This window comes from Pseudomonas sp. BN417, from assembly GCF_029871205.1.
Lineage (GTDB): Bacteria > Pseudomonadota > Gammaproteobacteria > Pseudomonadales > Pseudomonadaceae > Metapseudomonas.
On sequence record NZ_SSOJ01000144.1, the window covers coordinates 62551 to 88296 of the forward strand.

Annotated in this window: 12 protein-coding genes, 1 tRNA gene and 1 pseudogene; 4 read left to right on the forward strand and 10 right to left on the reverse strand. The window is 58.7% G+C overall.

The window, feature by feature from the left end; translation table 11 throughout:
- Positions 1 to 144: 144 nt before the first annotated feature.
- A tRNA-Arg gene (locus E8F11_RS21995) sits at positions 145 to 221 on the forward strand.
- A gap of 472 nt (positions 222 to 693) precedes the next feature.
- Here E8F11_RS21995 and E8F11_RS22000 read toward each other — a convergent pair.
- The gene (locus tag E8F11_RS22000) at positions 694 to 3828 is read right to left on the reverse strand and encodes a hypothetical protein (protein ID WP_280290995.1); all 3135 of its coding nucleotides are present in this window, start codon (positions 3826 to 3828) and stop codon (positions 694 to 696) included.
- Positions 3825 to 7403, reverse strand: coding sequence for a helicase-related protein (locus E8F11_RS22005; protein ID WP_280290996.1), 3579 nt, complete (start codon positions 7401 to 7403; stop codon positions 3825 to 3827). The genes E8F11_RS22000 and E8F11_RS22005 overlap by 4 nt, the downstream gene beginning before the upstream one ends.
- A gap of 229 nt (positions 7404 to 7632) precedes the next feature.
- Here E8F11_RS22005 and E8F11_RS22010 point away from each other — a divergent pair.
- Positions 7633 to 7716: pseudogene (locus E8F11_RS22010) on the forward strand (ATP-binding protein); the annotation flags it as partial.
- A gap of 289 nt (positions 7717 to 8005) precedes the next feature.
- On the opposite strand, the gene E8F11_RS22015 reads toward E8F11_RS22010, so the two are convergent.
- From E8F11_RS22015 to E8F11_RS22045, 7 genes are all read right to left on the reverse strand, one after another.
- Positions 8006 to 8491, reverse strand: coding sequence for a hypothetical protein (locus E8F11_RS22015; RefSeq protein ID WP_280290997.1), 486 nt, complete (start codon positions 8489 to 8491; stop codon positions 8006 to 8008).
- 2 nt (positions 8492 to 8493) lie between these two features.
- Positions 8494 to 9078 carry an HD domain-containing protein gene (locus E8F11_RS22020; protein ID WP_280290998.1) on the reverse strand — a complete coding sequence of 195 codons (585 nt, stop codon included), beginning with the start codon at positions 9076 to 9078 and terminating at the stop codon, positions 8494 to 8496.
- 95 nt (positions 9079 to 9173) lie between these two features.
- A complete protein-coding gene (locus E8F11_RS22025) occupies positions 9174 to 12359 on the reverse strand; it encodes a type I restriction endonuclease (protein ID WP_280290999.1) in 3186 nt (1061 codons plus the stop codon).
- 142 nt (positions 12360 to 12501) lie between these two features.
- Positions 12502 to 13968: an ATP-binding protein gene (locus E8F11_RS22030; protein ID WP_280291000.1), complete on the reverse strand. Its 1467-nt coding sequence runs from the start codon at positions 13966 to 13968 to the stop codon at positions 12502 to 12504.
- A gap of 60 nt (positions 13969 to 14028) precedes the next feature.
- Complete coding sequence (locus E8F11_RS22035; RefSeq protein WP_280291001.1) at positions 14029 to 14964, reverse strand: GIY-YIG nuclease family protein; 936 nt, start codon at positions 14962 to 14964, stop codon at positions 14029 to 14031.
- Positions 14961 to 16307 (reverse strand): restriction endonuclease subunit S, encoded by a 1347-nt coding sequence (locus E8F11_RS22040; protein WP_280291002.1) that lies wholly within the window; start codon positions 16305 to 16307, stop codon positions 14961 to 14963. The genes E8F11_RS22035 and E8F11_RS22040 overlap by 4 nt, the downstream gene beginning before the upstream one ends.
- Complete coding sequence (locus E8F11_RS22045) at positions 16304 to 18223, reverse strand: class I SAM-dependent DNA methyltransferase (RefSeq protein ID WP_280291003.1); 1920 nt, start codon at positions 18221 to 18223, stop codon at positions 16304 to 16306. Before E8F11_RS22045 ends, E8F11_RS22040 begins: the two co-directional genes overlap by 4 nt.
- A gap of 370 nt (positions 18224 to 18593) precedes the next feature.
- On the opposite strand from E8F11_RS22045, the gene E8F11_RS22050 reads away from it, so the two are divergent.
- Entirely contained in the window at positions 18594 to 19706 is a 1113-nt protein-coding gene (locus tag E8F11_RS22050; protein WP_280291004.1) for an NUDIX hydrolase, read from the forward strand.
- An 809-nt stretch (positions 19707 to 20515) separates the two neighbouring features.
- Here the strand turns inward: E8F11_RS22050 and E8F11_RS22055 are convergent.
- Complete coding sequence (locus E8F11_RS22055) at positions 20516 to 20962, reverse strand: hypothetical protein (protein ID WP_280291005.1); 447 nt, start codon at positions 20960 to 20962, stop codon at positions 20516 to 20518.
- Between the two features lie 655 nt (positions 20963 to 21617).
- Here E8F11_RS22055 and E8F11_RS22060 point away from each other — a divergent pair.
- Positions 21618 to 25628 (forward strand): hypothetical protein, encoded by a 4011-nt coding sequence (locus E8F11_RS22060; protein ID WP_280291006.1) that lies wholly within the window; start codon positions 21618 to 21620, stop codon positions 25626 to 25628.
- The last annotated feature ends 118 nt before the right edge of the window (positions 25629 to 25746 follow it).

Genomic DNA, 25746 nt, shown 5'->3' on the forward strand with positions numbered 1-25746 from the left:
TCGATAAAATCAACAAAAAGTCGGTGCAGTTTGTCGAAATCCTGATCAAAGATGACCAGAAGCCGCACTATCGTTCAACATTGCGAACAAGGGTTTGCCGCATGGACGCAGGGGCCCGACATGGGTATCATGGCGCCCCCATACGCATCCGTAGCTCAGCTGGATAGAGTACTGCCCTCCGAAGGCAGGGGTCGTGGGTTCGAATCCCGCCGGATGCGCCATATGAAACAAGGACTTAGCGGAATCCTGATAGCGCCGTACGAAAACAGTACGGAATCTCGCTTTCAGAATCGGAGCTAACCCTTTGGAAAAGCCGGCCTACGTAGTAGGCCGGCTTTTTTTATTCTGAAACCATCGCATGCCTTTGGTTACCCCTTTCGAGCACGACGACTAGCCCCACAAACAGCCCTTGTACCGCCGCTCAACCTAGAGCGCCTCTCGCAGACCCAGTCATTTGCTTGCCGTCTCGGTTCGATGCTGAAGAGCGTTCCGGTTCTCGACCATAGTTGGTCACCCGGTTTGCTACACCCCACTAACCGCCCGCAGAATCGGTCCGATATAGGCTACCCAGCGGAACGGTCAGGAGCGCTGAGAGTCGCCGGCCGCGGCGCAGCGCCAAGCCTGCAACCGTACGAACTTGGGTGACGCATGTTGATCAGTGGGCTCAATTACCATGGGCGTGGCCGAGCGCGGCTACTCTTCGCGCTCTTCCGCGTCCAGACATGCCTTGGCATCGACCAGATGCATCTGCGTGAAATAAAGAGTCGTCACGTCACCGCCCAAGGCTATCTTGATCTCATTGCATACAGCCGCACCTACGATGTCACCCATTGAGTTTCGCTGTGCGTTTGCGTATTGGTACGCGGCTGCGTGATTTGGGCAAAGTGCAACGTAGGCCTCACGGTAGCGCTTGGGTGAGTCGGCCACTAGTTCTACCGCCTCGAAGTAGTACTCCCCCGTGGGCAACTTGAAGGGCAGCTCACCCTTGCAGGCTTGGCAAATCATCTGCCCATTAGAGTTGGTGTACTGGTCTGCGAGATAGGCCTTCGCCGCGGCCTTGGCCGCCGGAGCCGCCAACTGCACCGAGCGCTGCCGCTGCACAGAAGTTTTCTCTGGAGTCTTTCTGGCTTCATCCCCGACACGCTTCTGGCGAAATTCAGAATTACGAACTGAGCGCTCTGGCAGTTCAACTGGCTCCGGACTACCCTTTGCCACCAAGTCCAGAATGCGCTTTTGCTCTTCGGTCGGAAGCTTGGCGAAGGCTTGCGCTCGCTGCAGTTCCTCCTCGGACTTGAACCCGAGCTCAGCTCGGTGCGTAGAGCGACTGGCATTGTCAGCAGCTCGCCTCCTGTCATCGGCCCCGAACCCAATGGCGTCCAGCCATCTGAATCCGGCATCGACTGCAAAGCCTTTGGGCAAACGAGCAGCCGTTGCGGCACTTGGTGTGACGAATGAACCGTCGGTCTGAGGGATCCATGCAAAAACCTTGAGCATGAATACAAGCTGCGAGTCTGAATAGCGGGGGCCACCTCTCTCAGTGACCTGATAGCACGCCTTGAGAATGGACGGCCGCACACTCTCGCTCCGACACAATGCCTGCCACACCAAGAGTGCAGCGTCTAGCCTCTCCGAGTCCAGTAACAGTAAGGCCTCCGGCGTCAGGGCGAAGTCACGGTCAATGCCGTTGCCGAAGCGAGCGCCTGGTGCTTGCGAGAGGTAACTCCAATAAGGGTTCCTCACACAACTGGCCATCGTGTAAAGCTTGTCAAACTCCTTCTGGCAGCCAACTTGCGCGGCAAAGCGTGAAATGCTTTCTGCGGGGATCCCACAAGACAGGTACCACCGGTCCAGCGGCCAGCGCTGTTGCTTCTGGTCGACGGTCAACTCGTACAACAGCTGGAGCCCTGATTGCACGAATGGGGTATCCAGATAGACCTGACTTGCCGTCGCCCACTGCGCGGACAATGATGCGATCTTGAAGATGCGGGCCTCCGCAAAGACGGCCTTTTGGAGCGGATATTTCTCCAAGTAGGCAATCATCCTCTTGAGGTCATCAAGGTAAACTTTATCGCTCGGAGGTGAGGCACTGTCCTTATACCGAGAACTTAACAGCCACATCTCGTCGTGCTCATTAGGCTCGCGAACGCCAAGCTGCTCCAAGAAACGCCTTGCGTCTTGCTGTTGTGTCTTCTTGGTACCAGCCGTAAAAATACGGTCGTCCACACGGAGAAACCGAGTTGTTTCGCTGACCGGTCCTGTCTGGAAACAGGACTTCCGGCCAGTGCTCCACTTACCGGTCGTGAGCTTGATGAAGTAGACGTCTTGCAAATGGCCATAGTTGTCTTGGTCTTCGCAGTGCTTCTTGAGCAATGCATACAGCGCTTGAAGCCATTCAAACGACTTTTCTTCGAGCCAGTCGAGTACGCTCTCACTCAACTCGTCCCAACCGTCACCCTCTCGGAGCCTAGACTCGAAAAAATTCTTGAGATCTTCCGCGTCCCAGTTCGGTATGCCTAGGCTTGTCAGAAACCTGTCCGGATTGCTGTTCCTCTGCGTAGCATTTATTGCCCAATCTGGTTCGTCAGTACGCCCGGTCAAAAACGCCAGATCCTCCGCTGTCAGGAGCGCCTTCAGCGGCGCACGCCCCTGACATAAGCGTGCCGCCGGAGCAAAGCTTCCCCCATATGTTGGCACCAATGGCGCCTTGCGCATCTCCTGAATGACCGCCTTACGTATGACCTGGTAGCGCTCCGGAAGGGCGTCATCGTTGTTTGGGAGCACCCCGAGGAACTCGCCCGTCAAGAGCCCAAGCTCCTTGACCTTGTGAAGGGCCTTCGCGGCAACGACCGCCAGTTGATCGAAGAGTGGAAGGTTCTCCGGAGAGTTTTTGATACTGGCTCGACTCAGTTCGGGGACAAATGGCCCGTGCAAGTGAAATCGCAGTCCGGATGTCTCTTTTTCAGCAGGGAAAAATACCGATACCTTGCCCTTGATCGCGGGGATGACTTTAGCTTGCTCAGCAAGTGGCTTGCTCCTATCAAAGGACTTTGTATCGCTGGTCAATGCGAGTTCGAATGCAACTGCTACCTTCTGGCGCTCAACCCCTTCCGCAGGTGCAGAGAAGCGAGTCAGATCCTCCACTGGAGCGCTGAAACGCAGCCAGTGCGAATTGAGAACTTCCTTGCCATCGACAAGCTTGATCACCTCGACATGCGTTTCCGAGTGCTCCTCCCGGAGCACCGCGCCGTCTTGAGCTCCGACCTTCCACTTGATGTAGCGAAGGTTATTGAGGAACAGAAGAGTCGTCTCAGAGAGTTGCTCCAGACCTGCCCTGACCTCGGCGTATGCGGACTTGGCGTCCTTCTTGAGGTTGTTGAACGGAAACTCGAAACGTGTCCGCTCCCCCAGATCCGGCCTGGAAGGAACTTCCTGAGGGAGAACCAGCTTCAAAATCTTGAAGCTGTAATCCTTCGAGTAGACGACAGGCGTGTCGGTGTACACAAAAACCGACTTAAAACCGACCCCAAACTTGCCAATCTTGTCAGGATTGTCCTTCTTGCTGCTATTGAAAATGCCAGTGATGCCGCGAATGTCTCGTTCGTTGAAGTGCCGAGTTCCGTTGTGTTCAAACACACAGGAATCAGGTGACAGCTCAAACAAAACCTCCGAGGCCCCGGCATCCTCGGCATTTTGTAGGAGCTCGTAAATAAAGTGGGCTTCGTCGGGGTAAAAGTCCTCGAAGATGCGAAGGTTGATGTCACCCTCGTTGGCATCTAGGCCATCGAGTAGCTTCTGACGTTGCGTCGCAATCGTATGAATGACGCTCATACCGGCCTCCGGACTTCCAGAACACCGAACACAGCCGGAGTGGCGCGGATGTCGCCACTTTCGGCCGCCCTCCGTAAGGCGGCGATGCGTATGTCAAAATCGACTTGTGCGCGCTCCAGCTCAGCCTGCTTCATCACACGAATCTTGTCGTTTGTGGCACGCCCTATCTGCTCTTCCAGTAAGGTCTTACGAGCCGTAAAACTCGCCGTTAGGCTCTGAATCCGCACGCCCACAAGCTGCCGATTGTCCTCGGAGTGCTGTGTCGACTTGGCCAGCCATAGCTGGTGATGGACGCTGTCGAGGTCATCCCAAACTTTTTGCGAAGGCACCTCAATATCAGGAGCGTCTGTTGCATCTTGCAGCAGCTCCAGCAGTGCTTCTGCAACGGATGCTTGAGCAACCACAGGCACCAAGTCCTCATCTCGCTTCACGCCCTGCCGATACCAGCGGTAGAGCGCAAAGGGATGCATGCCGACCGGCAACGTTGCGTGCATCGCTGAGACCTTGACGATGACCGCCTCGGCCTCTTCGAGGAAGGCCGCTGCTTGGCGGAGCAATGGGTGCCCAAGGGAGAGAAGAACAGCTGATGAGTTCTCGACAGCGCACTCTTGCTCAAACGTGATCTGAAGTGTGGGCACAGTACCCTTGAGCCACTTGTCCCATCCTCGATACATCGGGTCCGTTGAACGCGGCAGCTTTCGGAAGTCCTCCAGTAGCGTGGCGCGAGCCTCCTGACTAAGACGCAAGGTCTTTAGAGCCTTTTCGCCAAGCAGAAAGTCCTGCTCCTTGCCAAGCCGTCGACTTAGATAGGAGGCCACTGCAAGGCTGAGCGCGTTAGGTTCTAGCCAATGGTTCCGGGACTGCGCTAGCCGTTGTTCCCAACTCGCCGCGGCAATGTTGAGACCAAATAGCTCACCCTGGCGTTCTTCGAGGCGCTGCTCCTCCTCAATTTGTCGAATCTTGTTGTCCGACAGCTGCTGAAGCCGCTTGGCCCGCTCCTCTTCGCTTAGGCTGAAGGTTTCAGCGATGCTGTGAAGCTCCCGCGTGATGTCGCCCAGGATTTCCTCATTGCCGCCAATGGCATGCTGGAACACACCAATGCGAGTCAGGCAACGGTCATAGATCTCTGCGTCAATCGTCCCAGGCGTGACCAGGTTGAAGATCCCCACTGCTTCGCTTTGCTGCCCGTAGCGGTCGATACGGCCGATGCGCTGCTCGATCCGCATCGGATTCCACGGCAGGTCAAAGTTGATGAGGCAATCGCAGAACTGAAAGTCCAGACCTTCACAGCCAACCTCCGAGGACAAGAGCACATCAACTGCGTCCTCGTCGTCCTTGGGCAAGGCGAAGCGGCGGCGCAGCGTCGCGCGATCCTCATCGGAAATGCCACCGTGTACCAATCCAAAGCGGATGTCGACCGCCTCCAGCTTGCCCGCAAGGTAGCGAAGGGTGTGCCTGAAGGTGCTGAAAACCAGGACCTTGTTTCGGGGCATGGCGAGCTTGTCAGTGACTACCTGCATGAAGGCTTCTGCCTTTGGATCCTTCGGGTCCAGGTACTTGGCCCGATCGACAAGCGACTCGATGTCACCGCGGATCTGTTCCACGAAGTCGAAGGAGCGCTCTTCAACGTCTTCGCCATCGTCCTCAGCTTCGAGGCGGGCCAGCTTGCCCTGGAGGATGTCCTCCAGTGCAGGGGCCAAGCCGTAGAGGCTACTTGCAGCCTGCCGGCTGACCGTGGTCATCATGAACTTGACGTTCTGGTTGCCATGCAGACGAGCGAGGATGCGGCCGATGACGGAGAGTAGATCGTCGTGAAGAGCCTTTTGGCTTGGGGTGAACTCAGTGGTAACCGTCTCAGCTTTTCGGGTCGTAAACTCGCCGATGTCGCGGCGCCTGGTACGATTGATGAGCGAACTGAAGGTGTAGAGGTCTTCCAACGCCTGAATCGTCTTAATGCGGGCCACGCCGTCCTCGGCCCCTTCGACCAGTCCGTCATAGATGTGCTGAAACCCAGGACTCACAGCGAGCACCTCGCGCCCCCAGGTAGTGCCGGCGACGCCACGAAGTTGCTCACACACCTCCGCTGCCCAGCCCGAATCTCCCCGGCGGCAAACCTGAATGCCGGCGTTGATAAATTGATTAGGTTCGGCAATCTGGCTGAAGCTGGCCGGATCGATGATGACGTCAGGTCGTAGGACGTTGAGTAGCGTGTAGAGGTCCTCACGACCAAGCTGCACCGGGGTCGCCGAAAGGAACACCACCGCTTCCGCATTATCGGCAAAGTAGCGCACAGCTTGATGCAGGAACGTGTCCGTGTTGCGGATGTGATGCGCCTCGTCGACGATGACCAAGTCGAACTTTGGTGGGGGGTCCAACTCCAGCAAGCCAAGGTCTCGTGACTTGCCCTTGCCCGACTTGCCAAAGAGCAGGTCGTTGTCAAACAGCGAAGTTGGCAGGATGGCCTTCTCGTACTGAGGGGGCCACTCGCCGCTGAGGTGTGTTTCCTTGATGCAGTGACGAAGCAATGAACCGTTGAGCGGGACAAAGTGCTCTTCAAAGCGCTTCATTTCCAGTTCCCACTTGCGCTCGGCTACCAAGGCCTTTGGGCAGATGATGAGGACGGACTTGATGTCGCTACGGGCCTGCAACTCCTTGAGGATGAGTCCTGCTTCAATGGTCTTACCCACGCCAACTTCGTCTGCAACAAGTAAACGAGGTCGGTCGGCACGGATGAGCTTGAACACTGGTCGATACTGGTACGGGACAAATCGAACACGCCCGGAGTTCAGTGAGTAAAGCGAGGAAGCGGACGGCGAGGATAGTTGCACTGCACTGAGCATTGCTGACAGTTCGGTCGCAGTCAGGACCCTGTGGCTGTCGGCCGGCTCATCCAGTGCTTGAAGCTGGCTTTCGTAGTAGACCTGCCTCGCACCACTCTCGAAGACCCGGTAGCGCGTTTCTGCCTCTACGCTGGGAAGCACCTCTAGAACTGGGAACACGGTGCTTGGGTTCGAGCGCAAGCAGAGGAGCTGCCCAACTGAAAACTTGTGCGCCGGCGCAGAAGTGGGCAAGAGAATGTCTGCGGGCAGGTTCACCGAGGCTGGCTTCGATGTGGGCGCGACTGCCGGCGCTTGAGCTGAGGGCGCCATTCTGGCCAGTGTGGCCTGCTTGAACTCTTCGACTCGGCCCAGGAGCACGTCACCAGCATTGATGACGTAGAGGAATCGCTCCAGAGTATCCGCGTCTCTATAGGTGTCGCCGGCGCTCAAGCCGCCTGCAGGGGCATGAGCCCATCGGTTGCGAACATTCTGCAACTCCTTGACCCAGTTTCGCGCTTCTCTCGGGAGTGGCTCTGCCCCGGCTAGTTCGCTCCAGTTTTGGTCAAGCACGCGAAGGACGGCGGCCAGATCCAACTCTGTGAGAGACTGAATCCGTTTCTCCTCGATTAACCGTTGCTGTTGAAAGGTCAAGCGGTTGACGACATTGTCGACCCACCATTTTGGACCTAGCGCTGGAAGCTTTGCCTCCAACCAACGCGCTATCACCCCTCCCGATGCATGTAGCAGCTCGTTCATCCCTGCCCCTCAGAAGACGTTGTTGTAAGTATCCAACGGTAGCCAATGAGCTAACTATTGCGAGGGGTTTGAGCGTAGCCGATCAAACTCCTAACTGTGTTCAATGTTAGTTGAGCTATTCAGCGCACCTGAGTGGTCTGTCTGGAAAATACGGCCATACATCCGTGTGATCTGAGCATTTGGCCAAGCGCGCCGACCTAGTGGTGGGCTTCTCCCAGTGTCTTGAAAGCGTGTGCTAGTGAAGAACTGGCACGAGCTTATCGGCGATCCGTCCCTGGCCGCCGCCATCCTCGACCGGCTGGTGCACAACGCCTAGCGCCGACTTAGCCAGCGAACATGATCGATGCATCGTCCGACAGATTGATCGGTGCAGACTTGGCGCAAGCCGCCCCGAACATCTCGTGGCGCGGGACCTGCACCAGCCGGTGAAAGTGTCGAGCAACGTTTACTTGGAGCGTCATGGGGCGCCCTCTGTCGGATGCCTCGCCCCCAGCCACGATAGTCTCAGTCTCAGTCTCGGTGCACTGCCATCAACGGTCTCGGTTTCGGTACGCGACCACTGACGGTTTCGGTTCGCGGCTATCGCAATTGGGCCCGATAGTTCAAGGCTTCTTCGGTTTCGCCAGGGTGCTTCGCATGAATTTCTCGAAGGCGTAGTTATCACCCTCGCCGTAGAGCCCGAGAAACCGTCGCTGTCGAATTCGTCGCTTGGTGCGTTGCACCTGCCTGATTACCTGGAGCAGCCACGGAGCGGGATCCCCACATACCCGCAGAATATCCAAGAGAGTGGGCCAGTCCACTTCGCGCTCGGGCATGACAAAGACAGCAGCGCCAGCTAGATCGGCGGCAATCTCCTCCCATGGTGGTTCCAGGCTGATTCCCCAGCAATCCGGAAGCGCCTGAGGAATAGCAGCATCGGTGGGCGCCCACAGGAAATAGGCCCACTGGGCTGGATAGCGCGAACGAACGCCCTCCCCCTCGAGCTCGAACGCCGCGCACAGCTGGATAACGGCGGCGCACCAGCAGCCCGGCCGCCACTCATCCAATCGATTGAGTAAAGGGTTCGAGCCTGGCTCAGCCCTTCCCATGGCTAGGTGGCCAAACGCTTCAGGTCGGCGACAGTTCGCGCCAACTCGTCGGCGAGCGAACCGGGCAAGTGAGCCTGGAAAACCCTGGCCAGCTGTTCGTAGTACCACAAGGTGCCGGCCTGGCCCGCCTTGAAACGGGAGAACATCGCAGGGCCGTGGGTGTACAGATCACTCACAATCGCCCGGGCGTTGTGCAGTTTGTCGCAACCGGACACCAGCAATACCTCAACGGGGGCCTCGGCCAGATGTGCAAGGTAGTTCTGCTTGCGGGATTGCCAATCGCCCTTCTCGCCCTGTTCATCTGGCACGCCATCCGTACAAGCCAGGACGATGCGGACGACCCGCTCGCCGAACTGCTCCCGAATCAGCGCCTCGGCGTGCGCACCAGCGTCCTCGATGGCGTCATGCAGCAGTGCGGCAATGGTCTGTTCTTCATCGCCACCGTGCTCCATCGCCAGGCCCGCAACGCCAAGCAAGTGGGACAGGTAAGGAATGGCCGTAGCCTTGCGGGTCTGTTCGCCATGCAGGGTGATTGCCAGCGCCACTGCCTCGGCAATTCGGGCTGAGGGGAGAAAATTCGGGCTCATCGGTCACTCCTTGATCAATAGGATTGCCTGCGGATTTCCAGCCATGACTTCTGGAATATATTCCGTCGTCAGAGTCTGTTGAACACAATCGCCTGTCACTGGCCTCTTGCCTGACCGATCAAATCGCCAGTGCTGTCCTTCTTCAGCAACTCATACACCACGGTCAGGAACACATCCCGCGTCGACTCGTCGCTGAGCAGCTTGGTAGCCATGCTGGTGTGGCTGCTCATAGCACCAGCAATCGCTTGAATTGCCTTCATCGGCAGGTCGGCCTTCATTGCCTGGTCCATGGTGTTGTTCTGCACCTGGGCCATCACCACGCTATCCGCACGCAGCTTCTCGGAAACGTGCACGGCGGAGGCCACCTGGTCGGTGTCGGTGATGTCCTTGCCGAAAGCGTTGTTGAGCTTTTCGATCAGCTCCGTGAGGTACTTCTTCTCACGGTCTTGGGCCTCGCGTAGCCCGTTGTCGGTGATGCCGTAAAGGCCTGGCGTTTCCGCCTGCACAGCAACGCCGCCGAGGTTGTCACCCTTCTTGATCTTGTAGTGACTGAGCTTGAGGTCGCCCAGGTCCACCTGTTCGGGAGTGATGCCCTTGAGGCGCTTGCGCAGTAGGCGGGCGAAGCTGGCGAAGGCTTCCAGGCTCGGGTCGCCGAACTCCACCAATTGGGCGATGTACTCGTAGGTGCGCACGAACTTGGTCAGGCTCTCGCTGAAGATCATCAGCTCATCACGCGCCTTGCAGTATTCCGAGCGCTGAACGTCGGCATACTCCATGTCCTTGTCGTTGCCCTCGTCGTGCGCCTTTTCCCAGGCTTTCTCCCACTGGTCGATGGCGTCATTCAGCGTCTTGAGCTTGCCGTTGAAGCGGTCGGTAGCCGATTGGGTCAGCGAGTACAGCTTCTGGTGGGTGACGCTCAGGTCGACGATGGCGTTGCCGAATGCTTCAACCTCGGCCTGCTCGTAGATGAACATGCCATCCAGGCGCTGCTTGATGTCGTAGACGATGTTCGGGTCCTGGATGTCCGCCACTTGGGCATCGCGGTAGAAGGTCTTGAACGACGCCAGGATCTCTTCGGCTTCGTTGGCGAAATCGATGACGAAGGTTTTGTCCTTGCCGGGGAAGGTGCGGTTCAGCCTCGAGAGGGTCTGTACGGCCTCCACGCCCGATATTTTTTTGTCCAGATACATGGCCACCAGCTTGGGCTGGTCGAAGCCGGTCTGATACTTGTTGGCGACGATCATCACCCGGTATTCCGGGGTGTCGAACACCTTGCGCATATCGCGACCATTCAGGCCGGGGTTCAGATTGGTTTCGCTGAATTGGTGATCCGCCGGCAGGCTGGGCTCCTCCACGTCCTTGTTCGGCACCTCGCCGGAGAACGCCGCCATGGCCCGCACGTTGTCGTAGCCCTTGCGCTTGCAGTAATCCTCCAGCGCCAGGTGGTACTTCACCGCCGCTGCGCGGGAGCTGGTCACCACCATAGCCTTGGCCTGACCACCGAGCAGGTGCGCCACATTTTTGCGGAAATGCTCGACGATCAGCTCGACCTTCTGGCCGACGTTCACCGGGTTGAGCGACAGCCATTTGGCCAATTTGCGGCGCGCGCTCTTCTCGTCCACGCGCGTGTCATCGACCAACTCGCTGCCGATTTTGAAGGCCACGTCGTAGCTTGTGTAGTTCTTCAGCACATCGAGAATGAAGCCCTCCTCGATGGCCTGCTGCATAGTGTAGAGGTGGAACGGTGCCGGGGGATTCTCCACGCTCACCGGCTGCGAAGGAATGCGCGGGCGGCCGAACAGGCTCAGAGTCGAATGCTTGGGCGTGGCGGTGAAGGCGAAGTAGCTGGCATTGCCCGGCCGGCTGCGGGACGACTGCCAGACGGACAGGCGCTCTTCCTTGGAGAGTTTTTCCCACTCCTCTTCGCTCTGCCCGGTCAGCACATAGCGCAGGTCGTCCGCTGTGCTGCCGCCAGTGGAGCTGTGTGCCTCGTCAATGATGATGGCGAAGCGGCGGTCGCGTAGGCTCTGCTCGCCAAGAATAGCCTTCTGCGCATAAGGGAAGGTCTGCAGGGTGCAGACAATGATCGGCACGCCGTCCAGCATGGCCTTGGCCAGCTGCTGGCTCTTCGGCAGGCTCGACTGCTGGCGGTCGATGGCGCACACCACCCCGGCCTGGTGCTCAATCTGCTGGATGGCATCCTGCAGCTGCTGATCCAGCACCTGGCGGTCGGTGACAACAATCACGCTATGGAAGTATGGCTCGCCATCCGGGCGGCGCACGCGGATCAGCGAATGCGCCGTCCAGGCGATGGTATTGGTCTTGCCGGAACCGGCGCTGTGCTGGACCAGGTACGGCTGTCCAGGCCCTTCGGCGCGCACGGCGCTGATCATCTTGGTCACGCCCTCCCACTGATGGAAGCGCGGGAAAATCAGACCTTCCTTGAAATAGGTCTTGCCGTTCACATCCTGGGCTTCCTTGCGCTCCTGCAGCACGAAGCGGTGGAAGATGTGCAACCAGTTGTCCTTCTGCAGCACCCGTTCCCAGAAGTAGCTCACCGGGTAGCCACCGTTCTCGCCGGGCGGGTTTCCGGCCGCGCCATCGTTGCCGCGGTTGAACGGCAGGAAGAAGGTCGAATCGCCAGCCAACTTGGTGGTCATGCGGATGTCGCTGTCGCTCATGGCGAAGTGCACCACGGCACCACGCCTGAAGGTCAGCAGCGGCTCGCTGCCACCGCTTTTGCGCTCCGGCCGGCGATCCATGCGGTACTGCTGCATGGCCGCCTGCACCGACTGGGTGAAGTCGGTTTTCAGCTCCCCCGTAGCCACCGGAATGCCGTTGATGAAGAAGGCCAGGTCGATCTCATCGGCTTTATCGAGCGAATAGCGCAGCTGCGGCACCACGCGCAGGCGGTTGGCGGCGTAGCGCTGGATCACCGTTTCGTTGCGCTCGTCCTCGGGCATAGGCTGGCTCATTGCCAGGTTGCCGCCACCGGCCATGGAAAAGCCATAGCGCAGCACATTCACTGTGCCGCCATCAGTCTTGTTTTCCAGTTGTTTGACCAGTCGATCCAGCACCGCAGCCTCGGCGCCCGATCCATTCATACCGCGCAACTTGGCCATGGCCTGCGGCTGACTGTCCTCCAGCCAGCCGAGCACATCCTCGGGGAACAGCGCCCGCGCGACGTCATAGTCGGCGGACTTGCCCACCTGCCAGCCGACCGCTGCCAGCTGCTCGACGATATAGCGTTCCAGTTCGCACTCGTGGTGGATGTGGCTCATGCGTCCCCTGCTTTTCCCAGTCAAATACCCGTCAAACAAAAGTGGCGCCCACAATTTGAGCTAACCCCTTGATAACACAGGTGTTCGCCATGGCGTGGCTCAAAAGGCAAGCCGTCCAGTCAAATACCCGTCAAATAAACCATCAGGCCCAGTAAGGCAGGTAACGCGAGTTCTTGTTGGCCTGCCCTTCTTCGTATGGCTTGATCAGCTTTGCCTCTCGGGCATCCTTGATGATGCGTGAGGCCATTGCACTGTTCTTCGCGTCAATACCAAAACGCTCGCGTAGTGAGGTATTGGTCATCGGGTCACGCAGTACGTAGCGCAGGCAAGCATGCAGGTAGCAGGCGTGGGCACGCTCCTGTTTGTCCATCTCCTTGAGCGCACGATGGGCGAAGAGAACCACACGCAACGAACCATCCGGCCGCTCCCAGCGTGGCGGCGGCAGCTGGTAGAACTCGGTTTCGAAAACCACCTTATCGACACCGCTGCCACGCTCTTCGCAGATGCCCACCCGGCGCATGAAAGACGCCAGGGCTTCGTTACGTGAACGCGGTGGACTGTCGAGAAAGCGATCCACCTCGACCAGAGGTTCACCAGGATTGGTGATTTCCAGACGGTCGTCGAAGATCTCCACCATCGGCCCTGCACCAGAGACAGAGAAATCCTGGTGAATGAGTGCGTTGGCAATCAGCTCGCGCACTGCCAGGTCCGGATACATAGGTACTTCCTTGCGCAGGGCTTTACCGATCACCTCATTGCGCGGCAACAGTGCGCTGAGATATTCGATGAGCCCCTCGAAGCCGCTGGCATACCCCTTGTGCCCTTGCAGCTCGCGCAAGGTTTTCAAACGCCCCTTGCCTTCGTACACGATCAAGCGAACAGCCTTGCGCGCCAGCCCCTTGAACTTCTGCAGCTCACGCGCAAAGAGAATCGCTCCGAGGTTGGTGACCTCCCAGCGCTTGGCCTGATCGCAACGCAACATGCCGTCTTCCTGCAGTCGGCTGAGAATTCCGGCCTGATCGGTCGGCAGAGGTAGGCCGAGTAAATCGAAGTAAGCTGGATAATCGAGTAGCGACAGAGCCTCGGCCGCATCCAGATCGCTTGCCGCTGGCAGCTCCTCGAAGGGTGTCCGGTCGAACACCCGCCAGAGCGCGCGCTCCTGCTCGGGAAAATCCTTCAGTGGTTTCTTGTTCGAGCCGATGCGGATCAGCTCGCGTCCCTCAAATGTGGTTGGCTTGCTGTGCGCGCTGGGAATTTCCAGCAACACCAGCGGCTTTCCGTCTACGTCGAAGGCATGGAAACGAAAATGCAGGCGTGGGCTGAGCAGGCGTAGCAACCAGCTTTCCAGCTCTTCATTGCCTTTCTTGGCTCCGTGCGGCTCGAAGGTCGTCCCCACAATTTCGTGGGTCTTATCGTCCACTCCCCAGACCAGATAAGCATTACTCTTCCCGTCCAGGGCGGCTGCGTTGGACAAGGCTGCCAGGTACTCGCCGATTTCCTGCGGATCGGCGTTATTGCGCTTGAACTCCAGCCAGGGGGTTTCAGCTGGGAGCTTGCACAACTCGCGAACAAGGCTGACGAGATAGTCGGCATTTCGTTCAAGGGTCATGCTCTGATCCTCAGGCTCAGCTTCGCGCCGAGGAAGCTATTGTTTGGCGTCATTTCGAGGTTACTCACTCTCGATTTTGGGTTCGAGCCCGGCAACCTGGGCCTCCTGCCACGCGGCGTAGGTCTGCCCACTGCCTTCCACAACCCAGGCGGTGCGGCCATTGGCTTGCCGGCCGCAGACCACGGCCGCCGCCGCGCTGGGACTGCTGAAGGCATAGTCGTCACTGAACCGCAGGTGCTCGCTACCATCAGCCACCAGCATGCCTTCGTCGCTCAACTGCCTATAGAGGGCCTGATAACTCGTTTCGGTACCCACCCATTCGGCGCGGGCCCTGGAGCCCTTGAGCACGAAGAACTCGCCGTCGATTTCCTGAGCCAGCGCCCGTCCTTTGCTCTTGGGGATTTCCAACACGAAGCGTGGCGACTCGCTGAGCGATGGTGCTGCCGGGGCGACGGCCACGCTGGAGGGCTTGGCCAGCTCACGCAGGAAGTCGAAACCCAGCACCGGCAGCACAGTGCGAATCTGCTCCAGGAAGAAGGCCATGTCGGCGCGGTCGGACTCCGGCAGGCTGGCATAGTCGTGCGCGGTGCCATTGACCAACTTGCAGCGACCCAGATTACCAGCGATTCCGATCAGCAGGCTTTCCAGGTACTTCACATGGGCCTTGGTCAGGTTCTGGTCCTTGCTGGTGACAAGACAGACGCGCTCCCAGAAGTCCTTGCCGCCCTGCTCTTCGGGGCGGTTGTGCTGCTTGAGGCGCTTGGCCACATCGTCCGACTCGCCGATATACACCCGCGAGCGCAGGCTGTTGTCCGGATCAGGGCCCACCAGAAAATACACCCCGGTGCGTGCGCACTCGGGACGCTGCACCAGTTCGGCCAGCTTGCTGCGCGGGCCAGTCAGCACATGGCCGGTCCAGTTCATGATCTCGGCGGTGAGCAAGCCATTGGGCGTGCCGTCCACCAGGAACAGGCGAATGCTACGGCCCTGGCTCATACCGCCTCCCGCAGGTCGATCTGGCCGGTAACGGCGGCGGTGATTAGGGCGGAACGGCGCTCTTTCAGGAGAACGATGCTGCGCTCGCTAGTTCGAATTAACGAATCCAGTTTTGAAGCGTGAGTCTGGATAAAGTACAGAATGCTCCTCTGCTCATTAAGTGGAGGGATAGGTACAACCAAGGATGCCATCGTTTCCGAGTAAATAACCTCAATTGTTGAAGCGTTGCTCAGGTAGGAAATCTGCGACTGAAGAATGTGGCTTTCCCCTAGTAGGGTCGCGAAAAATTCATTTTTCATCTTGGCCTCATCGAGCTGTACCCGCATCAGGCATGGATGAAGAATACCTAGCTCGATATCGTCTGGAGCAACGCAGACTCGGCCGATGGTGCCTCTAGTCGTCACCAGGACATCTCCCGGAAATACGCGAAACGAAGACAATTGAGAGAATTTTTCATCCGAAATGTAGTTATCACCCGAAGAGAGATCCCCCTCGATAACATTTTTCTGGTTGTAAACCTTGTGGTAGCCACCAAGCATCTCGCTCGCGGTCAGCTGACTTCCAAATGGTCCTGTTTTAATCGCTCCTGCTTGCGCCTTTACGGCGTACCTAACTGGTGAGACGTCCCAATGCTCCGGCACCTCCCCCAGCCACTCCACGCCGGATTCTTTCATTTTCGCGCTGGGATCGAGGCCCTTGGTGACAGCATGGGTGATCAGCGCCTGGCGCTTTTCGCGCAGCAGTTCGATAAAGCGGGTTTTCTTTTCCACCAGCGCGTCAATGCGGGCGGTTTCGCGGTCGAGGTGAGTAATTATTGCCAATTGCTCTGATAGATCTTCAGGGCAAGGAAGTAGCAGATTACGGATTTTATCGCCGCTTATATTTGGCTGGCCTGCACCGGTAGCGAGAGCTAGTAGCTCATTCCGAAAGCCCTCGAACCAGTTACGCAAGAAGGGAATCCGTACCTTCTCACTTGGGTGAATAGCAAAACATGCCTGATTTAATGTGGCATTAACCCCGAGCACGCCAAGCCGACCGACCGTCGCGCCATACATGGCGATCACCAGCGATCCTGCTGGATGGAGCTTCAGCGCAGAGTTGTTTTTGAGAGCGTCCTGGGTAACGCACTTCTCTGTCGAAGATACGGTATTTTCCCTGAGCTCCCCTGTTGTAACCCAAGGGAGCCCATCAGCTGAGTACTCATCTTCCTTCGAGGGAGTCGTACCACTGCCGTAGCCTGAAATCCAATAAAGAAGCTTCTTAGTAACCCAATGCTCCGGCACCCTCCCCAGCCACTCCACCCCAGAGTTCTTGTAAGCCTGATAGGTCTTGTCGTGGCTCATGCCGTCACCTCGCCCAGCAGCGCGGTAATCTCGGCCTCCACCGCCCTGAGGTCGGCATCAATCTCGGCCAGCGGACGAGGCGGCTGGTAGACATAGAAGTAGCGGTTGAAGTTGATCTCATAGCCAACGATGCCGACCTGGCCGTCCTTCGCATCAGTCTTGCCAGTGTCGATCCAGGCATCCGGCACATGGGGCAGTACTTCGCGCTCAAAATAGGTGTCAATGGACTGGTTCAGCGGCACGTTCTCGAATTCGCGCAGGTCGCTGTCGGCCTGCACATTGCCCTTGTCATCCAGTACCGGCTGGGCGTTGATATCACGCTCGCCGAAGCAGGCCAGCACCGCCTTCTGCGCGCCCTTGGAGAGTTTCCTGATACCCGCGGCCTTGAGGAAGGCCGGCAGGTTGTCGAACTCACCCTGCACGACGGCTAAGACTTCCACCTGATCCGCGCCCTTGGTATCCCGGTAGGCCTCGAGCTTTTCTGGGGTCACTGAGAAGCGCAGACGCAGCGGGCGCTCGACGGTGATGCGGCGGTAGCCGAAATCGGTGGTGGCGAAGATCTTGGAATTGAGGCCGTCCTCGATCGCTTCGTGGAGCTTGGCGATTTCGGTGATCTGCTCATTGGACAGGTACTTGCGCTTGCTGCCCAGGCTCTTGCGCATGGGCGCATGCAGGGCACTGGCATCGATCAGTTGCACCTTGCCCTTGCGCAGGGCGTCCTTGTGGTTGGACAGAACCCAGATATAGGTGCCGATGCCGGTGTTGTAGAAGAGATCAGTGGGCAGAGCGATGATCGCCTCCAGCCAGTCGTTCTCCAGAATCCAGCGGCGGATCTCCGACTCGCCGGAACCGGCACCGCCATTGAACAGCGGCGAGCCGGACAGGACGATGCCGATGCGGCTGCCGCCCAGTTCTACCGGCTTGCGCTTGGACAGAAGGTGCATGAGGAACAGCAACGAGCCGTCGCCGACACGCGGCAGGCCAGGACCGAAGCGGCCGGCGTAACCCTGCTGGCTATGCTCGTCCTGCACCTGTTTCTGCACCTTCTCCCACTTCACGCCGAACGGCGGATTGGCCAGGCAGTAATCGAACTGCTCGTGGGGCAGAAGGTCATTGGACAGGGTGTTGCCGAGCTTGATGTTGCGGGTTTCGAAGCCCTGGATGAGTTTGTCCGCCACCGAGATGCCGTAGGTTTCCGGGTTCAATTCCTGGGCGTAGGGTACCAGGCGCGCATTGGGGTTCCACTCGTCCACCTGCTCAATGGCCGAGGACAGGAAGCCGCCGGTACCGGCCGCGCAGTCGTACACCGTTCGCACCACGCCCTCGCCGTTAAGAGCTTCATGATCCGGGGCGAACACCAGCGTGGTGGCCAGGCGCACCACGTCGCGCGGGGTGAAGAACTCCCCGGCGGTGTCGTTGGCGGATTCGGCGAACTTGCGAATCAAGTGCTCGAACACCAGGCCCATTTCATGGTTGCTGAGGACATTCGGGTGCAGGTCGATGCTGGCGAACTTCTGCGTCACCAGGTACAACAGGTTGGCGGTTTCCAGCTTTGCCAGCCAGCCGTCGAAGGCGAAATGCTCGAACACCTGGCGGGCATTGGCGGAAAACTTGGCGATGTAGTCCTCCAGGTTGGCCCGCGTGCTGGTGGAGCCGACGCTATCCAGAGAGAACTGCGAGACGTTATAGAAGGTGGCACCGGCGGTGCTGGGCAGGATCAGATCCATATCCACGCCGCTGGCCTTCATCGCCTCGTACTGGCTGCGCACTTTGTCGCGGGTAGGCTCCAGCACGCACTCCAGGCGACGCAGCACAGTGAACGGCAGGATAATGCGGCCGAATTCGGATTGCTTGAAGTCGCCACGCAGCACATCAGCTACGTTCCAGATGAAGTCGGCGAGGTTTTGCTGGTTCACGCGGTATTCCCCTAATCAATGGCGGACGATGTCTGCGCATTGGAGAAAACCGGCCAAACCTGGGTGCGGAAATCCATGCGAGGCGCATCATCCTGGACCTGCCTGGGCAGACAGTTCTAATGCTGGTGACGAACCTTAATCGCGAGGCGGGGGTAGATCAATTCGATCGCATCGGAGGTCCGCGCTCTGAGCATGCCATTCTAACGGTGAACGACTAGGAAGGAATCGCCACGCGGGAAGGCTAGTTAGAGAGTGACGCCCATTAATTCGACTCCGTGAACTGAATGTCGGGGCCTGTTATCGTCAGGAGTAGGCTCGCATTACTACTCAATCAGAAAGCGAGAAAGCAGGAGCAAAACTGGAGGGAACCATGCCGACCTATCACCTGCACCCTCGCCTGGACGACCAGGACAAACCAATCGTCATCGAGCGACCGCACACGGCTACGCCGCTCGACTCATGGCGCGAACCCGACGCCACATCGATCGTGGTGCCAGATGGAGAGATGCCCACCTCAATACGAGGAATTCCGGTAGTGAGCTGGGACGCTGTTCCGCGCGACAAGGAAGCATGGGCGCGAGTGACCGGACAGGTGAAAGTCGATGAGCCACCATTCAACGTACCCGCCGGGCTCAAGAAGGCTGCAGGTGTGGTTGTCGCTGAAGCGGACGGCAGGATCTGGGTCGTAGCTCCGACCAATGCCTATGGCGGTTACGAAACGACGTTTCCGAAGGGGCGCGTCGGTAGCGGTATGAGTCTGCAAGCGACGGCAATTCGCGAGGCCTTCGAGGAGTCTGGGCTGCAAGTGCAGATTGAGGCATTCCTGGTCGACACACCTCGCTCGATGACCTACACCCGTTATTACCTCGCCCGTCGCATCGGAGGGAACCCTGCCGATATGGGCTGGGAATCACAAGCGGTGATGCTCATCCCAGCGAAGATGCTCGCGTCTGAATTGATCAACGCCAATGACAAACCCGTGCTGGCCGCAATCGAGAAGCACTTGGCTGCTGCCACGCAACCGGCAACGAAAAAGCCATACCATTACATTCAGGACAAAGCTCCCTCCAGACGATCCCCGGTCTTCCAAGACCAGGCTGATTTGCTGGCTGAGTTGATCGAGCGCTTCGAGCATAGTGTCCTCGCACACTTCAGGACGAGCGATCGAGCACAGATACCAATGGAACGCTTCAAGGAGATCTGGGACCTCCCAGATTATCGACTTCTGATTGTAGGGAGCTACGCCTGCGGTTTTGTTTGCCGGGACCACAAGCCTGATTTCGACCTGACTGCCGTAGACAACAATCCCGTCGCCGCCTTGGGACATTGCCCATTTCCTGAGATCCGCCACTTCGTCCATACGCTTCTGCGTTCGGAACGATGGGCAGATGGGTACAGCAGCCCGATCCTGGAAGCGGTCAACAGCGGCGCCCTTGCCCTGGTCGCGGCTCGGCTCAGGGAGGACTACTCACTTCATAGATGACGCTGGAGCAGAACTAGATGTGCAGCACGCACGTCCCTGGCATACCAGCACGCATAGCCGATTAAACAATGACTCGCACTAGATAGGCCCTTCCTTTTCTGGCTTAGGAGCAGCGACCAGCTCAGCCTTTTGCTGATCAAGCAACTTCTGAAGCTCTGGTGGCACCGAGACGCTGCTCTTATGCTCTTCCGGCAGACCGTCATAGCTGTCATACAAATCCGGCCGCTCATTTGCGCTTGGTACGCTTATGCTTTCCTCCAATTGAACGCTGTAGGCTTGGCGAAAGTCTGCCTTAAGGGCTGGTTCTCAACCAGATTCTTTCTAGTCACCGGAACCTCTCTGCTTCGAAACCAGAATAGGCTCGCCGCCCTCGCTACGTTGCTGTCGCGGAACGTGCGACCCTTTGAGGGCACTAGATATCGTTTCGGAGTCACGCATCGAATAGAACGTCGTCCCGGTTTCGGTTGAAACCCGATTACCGTTCCGGTTTGTCTGGTGCCCGGCCCAGGCTCAATGCCGGGGCCGGCAAGCACACCCGCGCTCCGCACCTCGTTCGTAGTCTCATCTGCGACGATGCAGGAGTCTCACTGGCGGCGATTAAAATTAGCATTTCGCACCAGCCAAGTAGAACTGACCGTGCTGTATTCTTTGGCCTCGCCAACACGTCGTCATTGGCACATACCAGCGCTGATGGTCTGGGGCATGGCAAATCGTCGCCCGGATCACTGCTCACCTGTCTTTCGCGCTAAGGTCAGCCGACATCGAGTCGCCACACGGATACCCGATGAAATTCAGTTGAGCCGCCAAGGTCAGTAGCGCTCGATCACCACCACTGTAGCGGCCGGCACCTCGTTGACATCCAGCCCCCATGCACGGCGCTCACCATTCTGAACAATGGCCAGGGTCTCAGCAGTAATCTTGGCCAGCTTGGCGCGCTCGAAGGCTTTCTCGGGGTCGCTGTCGCGCAGTCGGACCGCATCGACCGAAATTGCCCGGGCGGCCGACCACTCTTTCCGATGGCGCGCAAGGACATCTGCGCGCAAATCAATTGCTGCGTCCTCGGCTAGCTTGTCGATTGCGATCTGCTGCTGATTGGTCGAGACCTCGGGACCCAGTTCGCCAACGGTACGACGAACCTGATTGGCAACTTGGTGGGCGCTGGCAGTGATCTCCGGCCCAGTCAGGCGCCTCCATCCGCCGTCAGCAGCGCTCCAGCGCTTCAAGGTGCGCTCACTGACGCCCACCTCTTTCGCCAAGGCCGCCATGCTCCTGAGGCTACTCTCGTACATGACCCGGGCCGCTGCCCGGATCTCAACCTGGGTTGGAGATGCTGGAATGGTCATAGTCGTCGGCCTCGCTTACCAATATGAGCTAATGACGAGATGGTGCCATCACGCCTTCCACGCCAGGCACCGTGGCACCCTTTTTTGTCATCGACGGGGGCCAATCGGGCCACAAGAGGACCTCGCAGCAGCTCGTCGAGTCATCGTCAGGTGCTGGCGTCCCCTATCCGGCGCTCTGCCCGAACTGTCTGGGGTGCATTTCTGACCCAAGACAATCAAATGCCCTGAGTTTGCTGGCTCGGACTGGGGTGTCTGGGGTGTCTTGCGTAAACCAATGATTAGAACTATCTCGTCGACCAAAGTCCTAACTCATAGTGGCCAGCTGTCAGGGGCGAATGCTGGAGACACTCTACCGACCACGGCCGCATCTCCGGACACCTCAGACAGAGCGGACAAGCCCAGCAGCATCCAAGGTTGCAGCTGTCTGGATGCGTCAGGGCCCCCAGACAGATTGGGGGGGCGAACCCAGGCGATGTAGCAGATTACCCGGGGACAAGTGCGCTCCTTCTTCCGTTATCTAGTGCTCCTGTTTACAGTCCGGCGGATATCGCTACAGAGATGAAGATCAATGGCCGATAAAGTGGACGGAGCCAGCCAAAGCACGCACCTGAATGTCGAATCGGGTGGTTCAGGAGGAGATGCGCTAGCTGGGTATGACTATCAAATCGACGTGTCTGTCTGGCTCGCGCTCGACCTGATGCTCGCCAGCAAGCTCACTCAGGAGCTTGTACTTGAGCCGGTGAGCGAAGAGGACATTGAGGCGAAGCTCGACGAATCCGAGGTCGGTCCGGTTGCCACCCGCGTCTCGCTCAATGGTTACACTCTCGTTGTGCAAGCCAAGCTCCGAGGCGGCGACGCCTGGACGGTCGCAGGACTGAAGAACTTGCTCAAGCATGGGAGCGACCACCGCCTCTCGGCAGCCGAGCGCTTGGAGGACGGCAACGTCCGATATTTGTTAGTTACGAGCGCGGCCCTAAATGGCCCGACCCGCGCTTTGAAAGTGCTTCGCGCCGGGTCATGGCCAAGGGCCGTCGACCTGCCTAAGGAAATCGTAAAGGCACTACCTGAAGGCGCTACCGGCCGTGTCGCGGTCATTGGAGGCCTGGACGAAGCGCGGCTTGTACGAGAAATCAAGGACCTGTTGATCGAGCGCTTCCGCGTTCCCAACGCCCGCTGGGGTGAGTGCCTACAGGTACTCCGAGAAGCCGCACGAGTGAGAGTTAGCCGCGGTGGGAATGGCCGGTGGCAGCGGGACGACCTGGAGCGCGTCGTTCATCAGCACGACGGCTATCTGGCGAGCACGCCGGAGCTAGAGCACTACGTACATCCGACGAACTGGCCCGAACTCCTCACCGTGATGCGCACACGCCATGCCGCTCTCATCATTGGCCAGTCAGGCACCGGAAAGACGTTGGCCACTCGCAAACTATACGAAGTGCTCAGGACCGAATTTCCCGGGCTGCAACATGTTCCAATCCGCGGAGGCCCCCACAAACTTCGGGATGACCGAACACCATCACCGGTGCTCTATGACATCGAGGATCCATGGGGACGCTTTGACTTCGACCCAGATAGCCGGCCCTGGAACGATCAGCTTTCCCAGTGGTTTGCGCAGGCAAGTCATGATCGCATGATTGTGGCCACGACCCGACGTGACGTGGCTCAAGCGACGGGGGCGCTCGATACAGTAGAGCCCTGGTTGTTCGCACTCGAAGTCGAGCACTACGGCAAGGATGAGCGCTCCCGACTATACCGCACGCGGATCGAGGGGCTCTCACGTGACCTGCAGTTGGTAGCGGCCGATGCTGAGGCACGTGTCCTGTCCAAACTGGCGACTCCGCTTGAGATCCAAAAGTTCTTCGACGCATTGCGGGATCTCGATCGGGATCTGTTGAAGCATCCGGCCAGTTTCATTGAGGAGGCAATCAACCGAGCCCACCAGAACTCTATTGAGCGCACGGTGATCGACCAGATTCAGCAGCGGGGCGATGTACGCGCGGCGGCGATCATCTGGGCGCTCATGAAAGCAGCGGACAAACTGTCGCTGGGCTTGGTCCGTGAGATGGAACCAGAGCTGGCGGACAAAGAGCCCAAGCTAGAGAAGGGCGTAACACCGTTCGTCAACTTCCTCATTGCAGCTCGGAACCTGCGTGCCGGCGAGGGCACCGCGAGTTACTACCATCCACGTGTCGAAGCAGGGATTGAGCGCGCACTGAAGTATGACCCGCTCCCAGTAGGGCGAATCTTGCGCATCCTCATCGACCTTCTGCTCGACCCGGCCGGGCCTGGCGAGGCCTGGGGGGCAGGGATGGCCGCCCGGATTCTTGCTGCAGTGAATGAGCGGCTGCCGGAGGTGGTCGTCAAACCATTACCTGGCTCTACCGGCAAGATCGACGACTGGCTCACCACGCAACTCGCTCAAGGTGGTACGGCCTTCGAGGACAATCTCAGGCTCGCCGCGGCCGCTGGATCGCCTGCCAGCAACGCATCCGAACTGGCTCGTTACCTTCTTCACCGGCCTGACAAGACTTTTGGCTTCTTCCATTGCTGGGCGGCGCCTCTAAAGGACGAGGCCTGGTACGCACGTTTACGTGGGGACCCGATTATCAAGCCCCTCCTGGAAACGTTTATACAAGAGGTGCTTCCAACAACACATGACGATTATCCGGTTCCGCTCGTAGAGGAAATCGAACGCATAGCGACGGGCCTTACCCCGGCCTTCTTGACGGCGGCGAAGCAAGCAGTGACCTTCGGGGTTATACCCTCGGTAGATGTAATAGCGGAGGGAGCGCTTCGTAATCTCGATGGCTTCGAGCCTATCGTCGACGCGGCGATTGCCGTGCGCACGCCGTCTGAAGACGAGCTGCGGGAGATCGCTGAAGTGCAGCTATCGATCACAAATGGAGTCTATAGCCACGACTATGCAGAGTACCTGAACGATCAAGGCAGCGAGGACGGGTACTGTGCTGGCGAATTTCTCGAACACTATGTCAAACGTGTGCGTGATGTGAGGGGCTGGCAGAGTCTTGTTGGGCATCGACATGCGGAGCAACTTCACCGCTATTGGATCCGAGAGGTGGCAGATCAGGCAAAGCGTAGCGAGCCCGATTCCGATGAGTTTGCAGCGGTATTTGCAGCAGGCTACGACGGCCGCGACGAGGACGATCTTTGGTCTGTGTTATGGCGCTGGTGGGACGACCGATATCGTGCCGTGCTGCGGGCGCGTGTGCACGATGGCCATCCTGAACGTCGGGTACGGCAGGCTGCCTTGGCTTGTCTCGTCAAGCAGATGCCCACGGAGTTGCACGAGATCGTCCGCGAGCTGCTGGGCGACAATCTAGTGGCGCGCGCCTTAGAGCTCGCGCTAGACCTGGCCCATTTGCAGAACAGTCGCGACGAAGATGGCGAAGCGCATGGCTCCGCGGTAGGCACCGTTGCGACGACGCTGCCACCGCCCTATGGGGAGCTTTGCTCGGCGGCGCGCGCCTTGCAGCGCCGTAAGCAGCTGGTCCTGTCGCCGCAGGCCTATGCGGTGCTATCTGGGGCCGAACATGGCAGTGAGGACGTGCGGCGCTTCAGAATCCAGGCCGCCAAGTACGTGGACTTGCCGTGTCAGGAGGATATCCGCTGGATACTCGCCACTAGCGATGATGACCAGGTCGCTGCGGAGGCGGTCGAGCGCGCGATCCAGCTGGGTATGCACGTCGACGTGGAGGAGGCGCTCGATCATAAGTTCGCCAAGGTCAGCGCTCTCGCATTGGCGGCGTTGGGCGCAAGTGCGACGCTGCCGCTGCCTGAGCGGCTGCTCGCCATGGTAGACGCGGCCGGTAGCCCAATCCGCAAGGCGCTTGCCGAGCTTTTGGCGTCCCGACCCCATCCCGACCATCTGCCAGCGCTCTTGCGGCTAGCCAAGGACCACTGGTCAAGCAGTTCTCGTTACTACGGCGAGAATGACGCTTTTCCTATCGCCCGGACTGCGGTAGAGGCGATTGGAACATTAGCGCCCCTGTCGGCAACCGATGCAGAGCAGTTGTACGCAATGGCAATCGACACCAGCGATCGGCAGTTGCGGATCGGCATCTTCAAGTTGCTTGCTACGACTGGCAGGCAGTCGATGCAAGAGCGGCTGCTTGAGATGGCCGTCGCACCTGGCCGGGCTGAATTGCATGAGGCGGCAGCGTCGGCCCTGCTACAGGCGTGTGACGCGACTGGACTGGACGTCGTTGCGCGGATAACGCCCGACATCCTGACCACACAGCCCCCTACGGTAGCCACAAACCTGGCTCTGCTGTTCACGATCAAGGCTGACCTCGCCTCGGTAATAAATACGGCGCGGGCACTTGCGACCCACGAAAAGCGGCGGGTGCTCCTAGTGCTGATGATAAGGATCTTGGCGGGGCGGGATCAGGCGAGCGCCCAAACGGTAGAGGCGCTTTTACCCAAAGGCCATCCAGCGGTGGCCTGGGCATTCGGCAATCAATCGGAAACGCTGGACGATGCGCTGCTTGCAGACCTCGGTGATCCGGCCAGCTGTGCTCAGGTACTGCTACGAATGAAGCGAGTACAAAAGACGGCCTGAGCTCGTCCCGCCGGTATATCGGCGAGCCTGTTTCGGGGGATGACATCTAGCTCGTCCCTGGTCCGGGTCTTTTCGCTGGGTGAGCGTGGCAGGCAGAAAAGGGCGGCGCAAAGGGAGC

Bases quoted from the DNA above. Each gene is read 5' to 3' on its own strand.
- E8F11_RS22000 (WP_280290995.1), bottom strand. From the start codon at position 3,828: ATGAGCGTCATTCATACGATTGCGACGCAACGTCAGAAGCTACTCGAT.
- E8F11_RS22005 (WP_280290996.1), bottom strand. From the start codon at position 7,403: ATGAACGAGCTGCTACATGCATCGGGAGGGGTGATAGCGCGTTGGTTG.
- E8F11_RS22015 (WP_280290997.1), bottom strand. From the start codon at position 8,491: ATGGGAAGGGCTGAGCCAGGCTCGAACCCTTTACTCAATCGATTGGAT.
- E8F11_RS22020 (WP_280290998.1), bottom strand. From the start codon at position 9,078: ATGAGCCCGAATTTTCTCCCCTCAGCCCGAATTGCCGAGGCAGTGGCG.
- E8F11_RS22025 (WP_280290999.1), bottom strand. From the start codon at position 12,359: ATGAGCCACATCCACCACGAGTGCGAACTGGAACGCTATATCGTCGAG.
- E8F11_RS22030 (WP_280291000.1), bottom strand. From the start codon at position 13,968: ATGACCCTTGAACGAAATGCCGACTATCTCGTCAGCCTTGTTCGCGAG.
- E8F11_RS22035 (WP_280291001.1), bottom strand. From the start codon at position 14,964: ATGAGCCAGGGCCGTAGCATTCGCCTGTTCCTGGTGGACGGCACGCCC.
- E8F11_RS22040 (WP_280291002.1), bottom strand. From the start codon at position 16,307: ATGAGCCACGACAAGACCTATCAGGCTTACAAGAACTCTGGGGTGGAG.
- E8F11_RS22050 (WP_280291004.1), top strand. From the start codon at position 18,594: ATGCCGACCTATCACCTGCACCCTCGCCTGGACGACCAGGACAAACCA.
- E8F11_RS22060 (WP_280291006.1), top strand. From the start codon at position 21,618: ATGGCCGATAAAGTGGACGGAGCCAGCCAAAGCACGCACCTGAATGTC.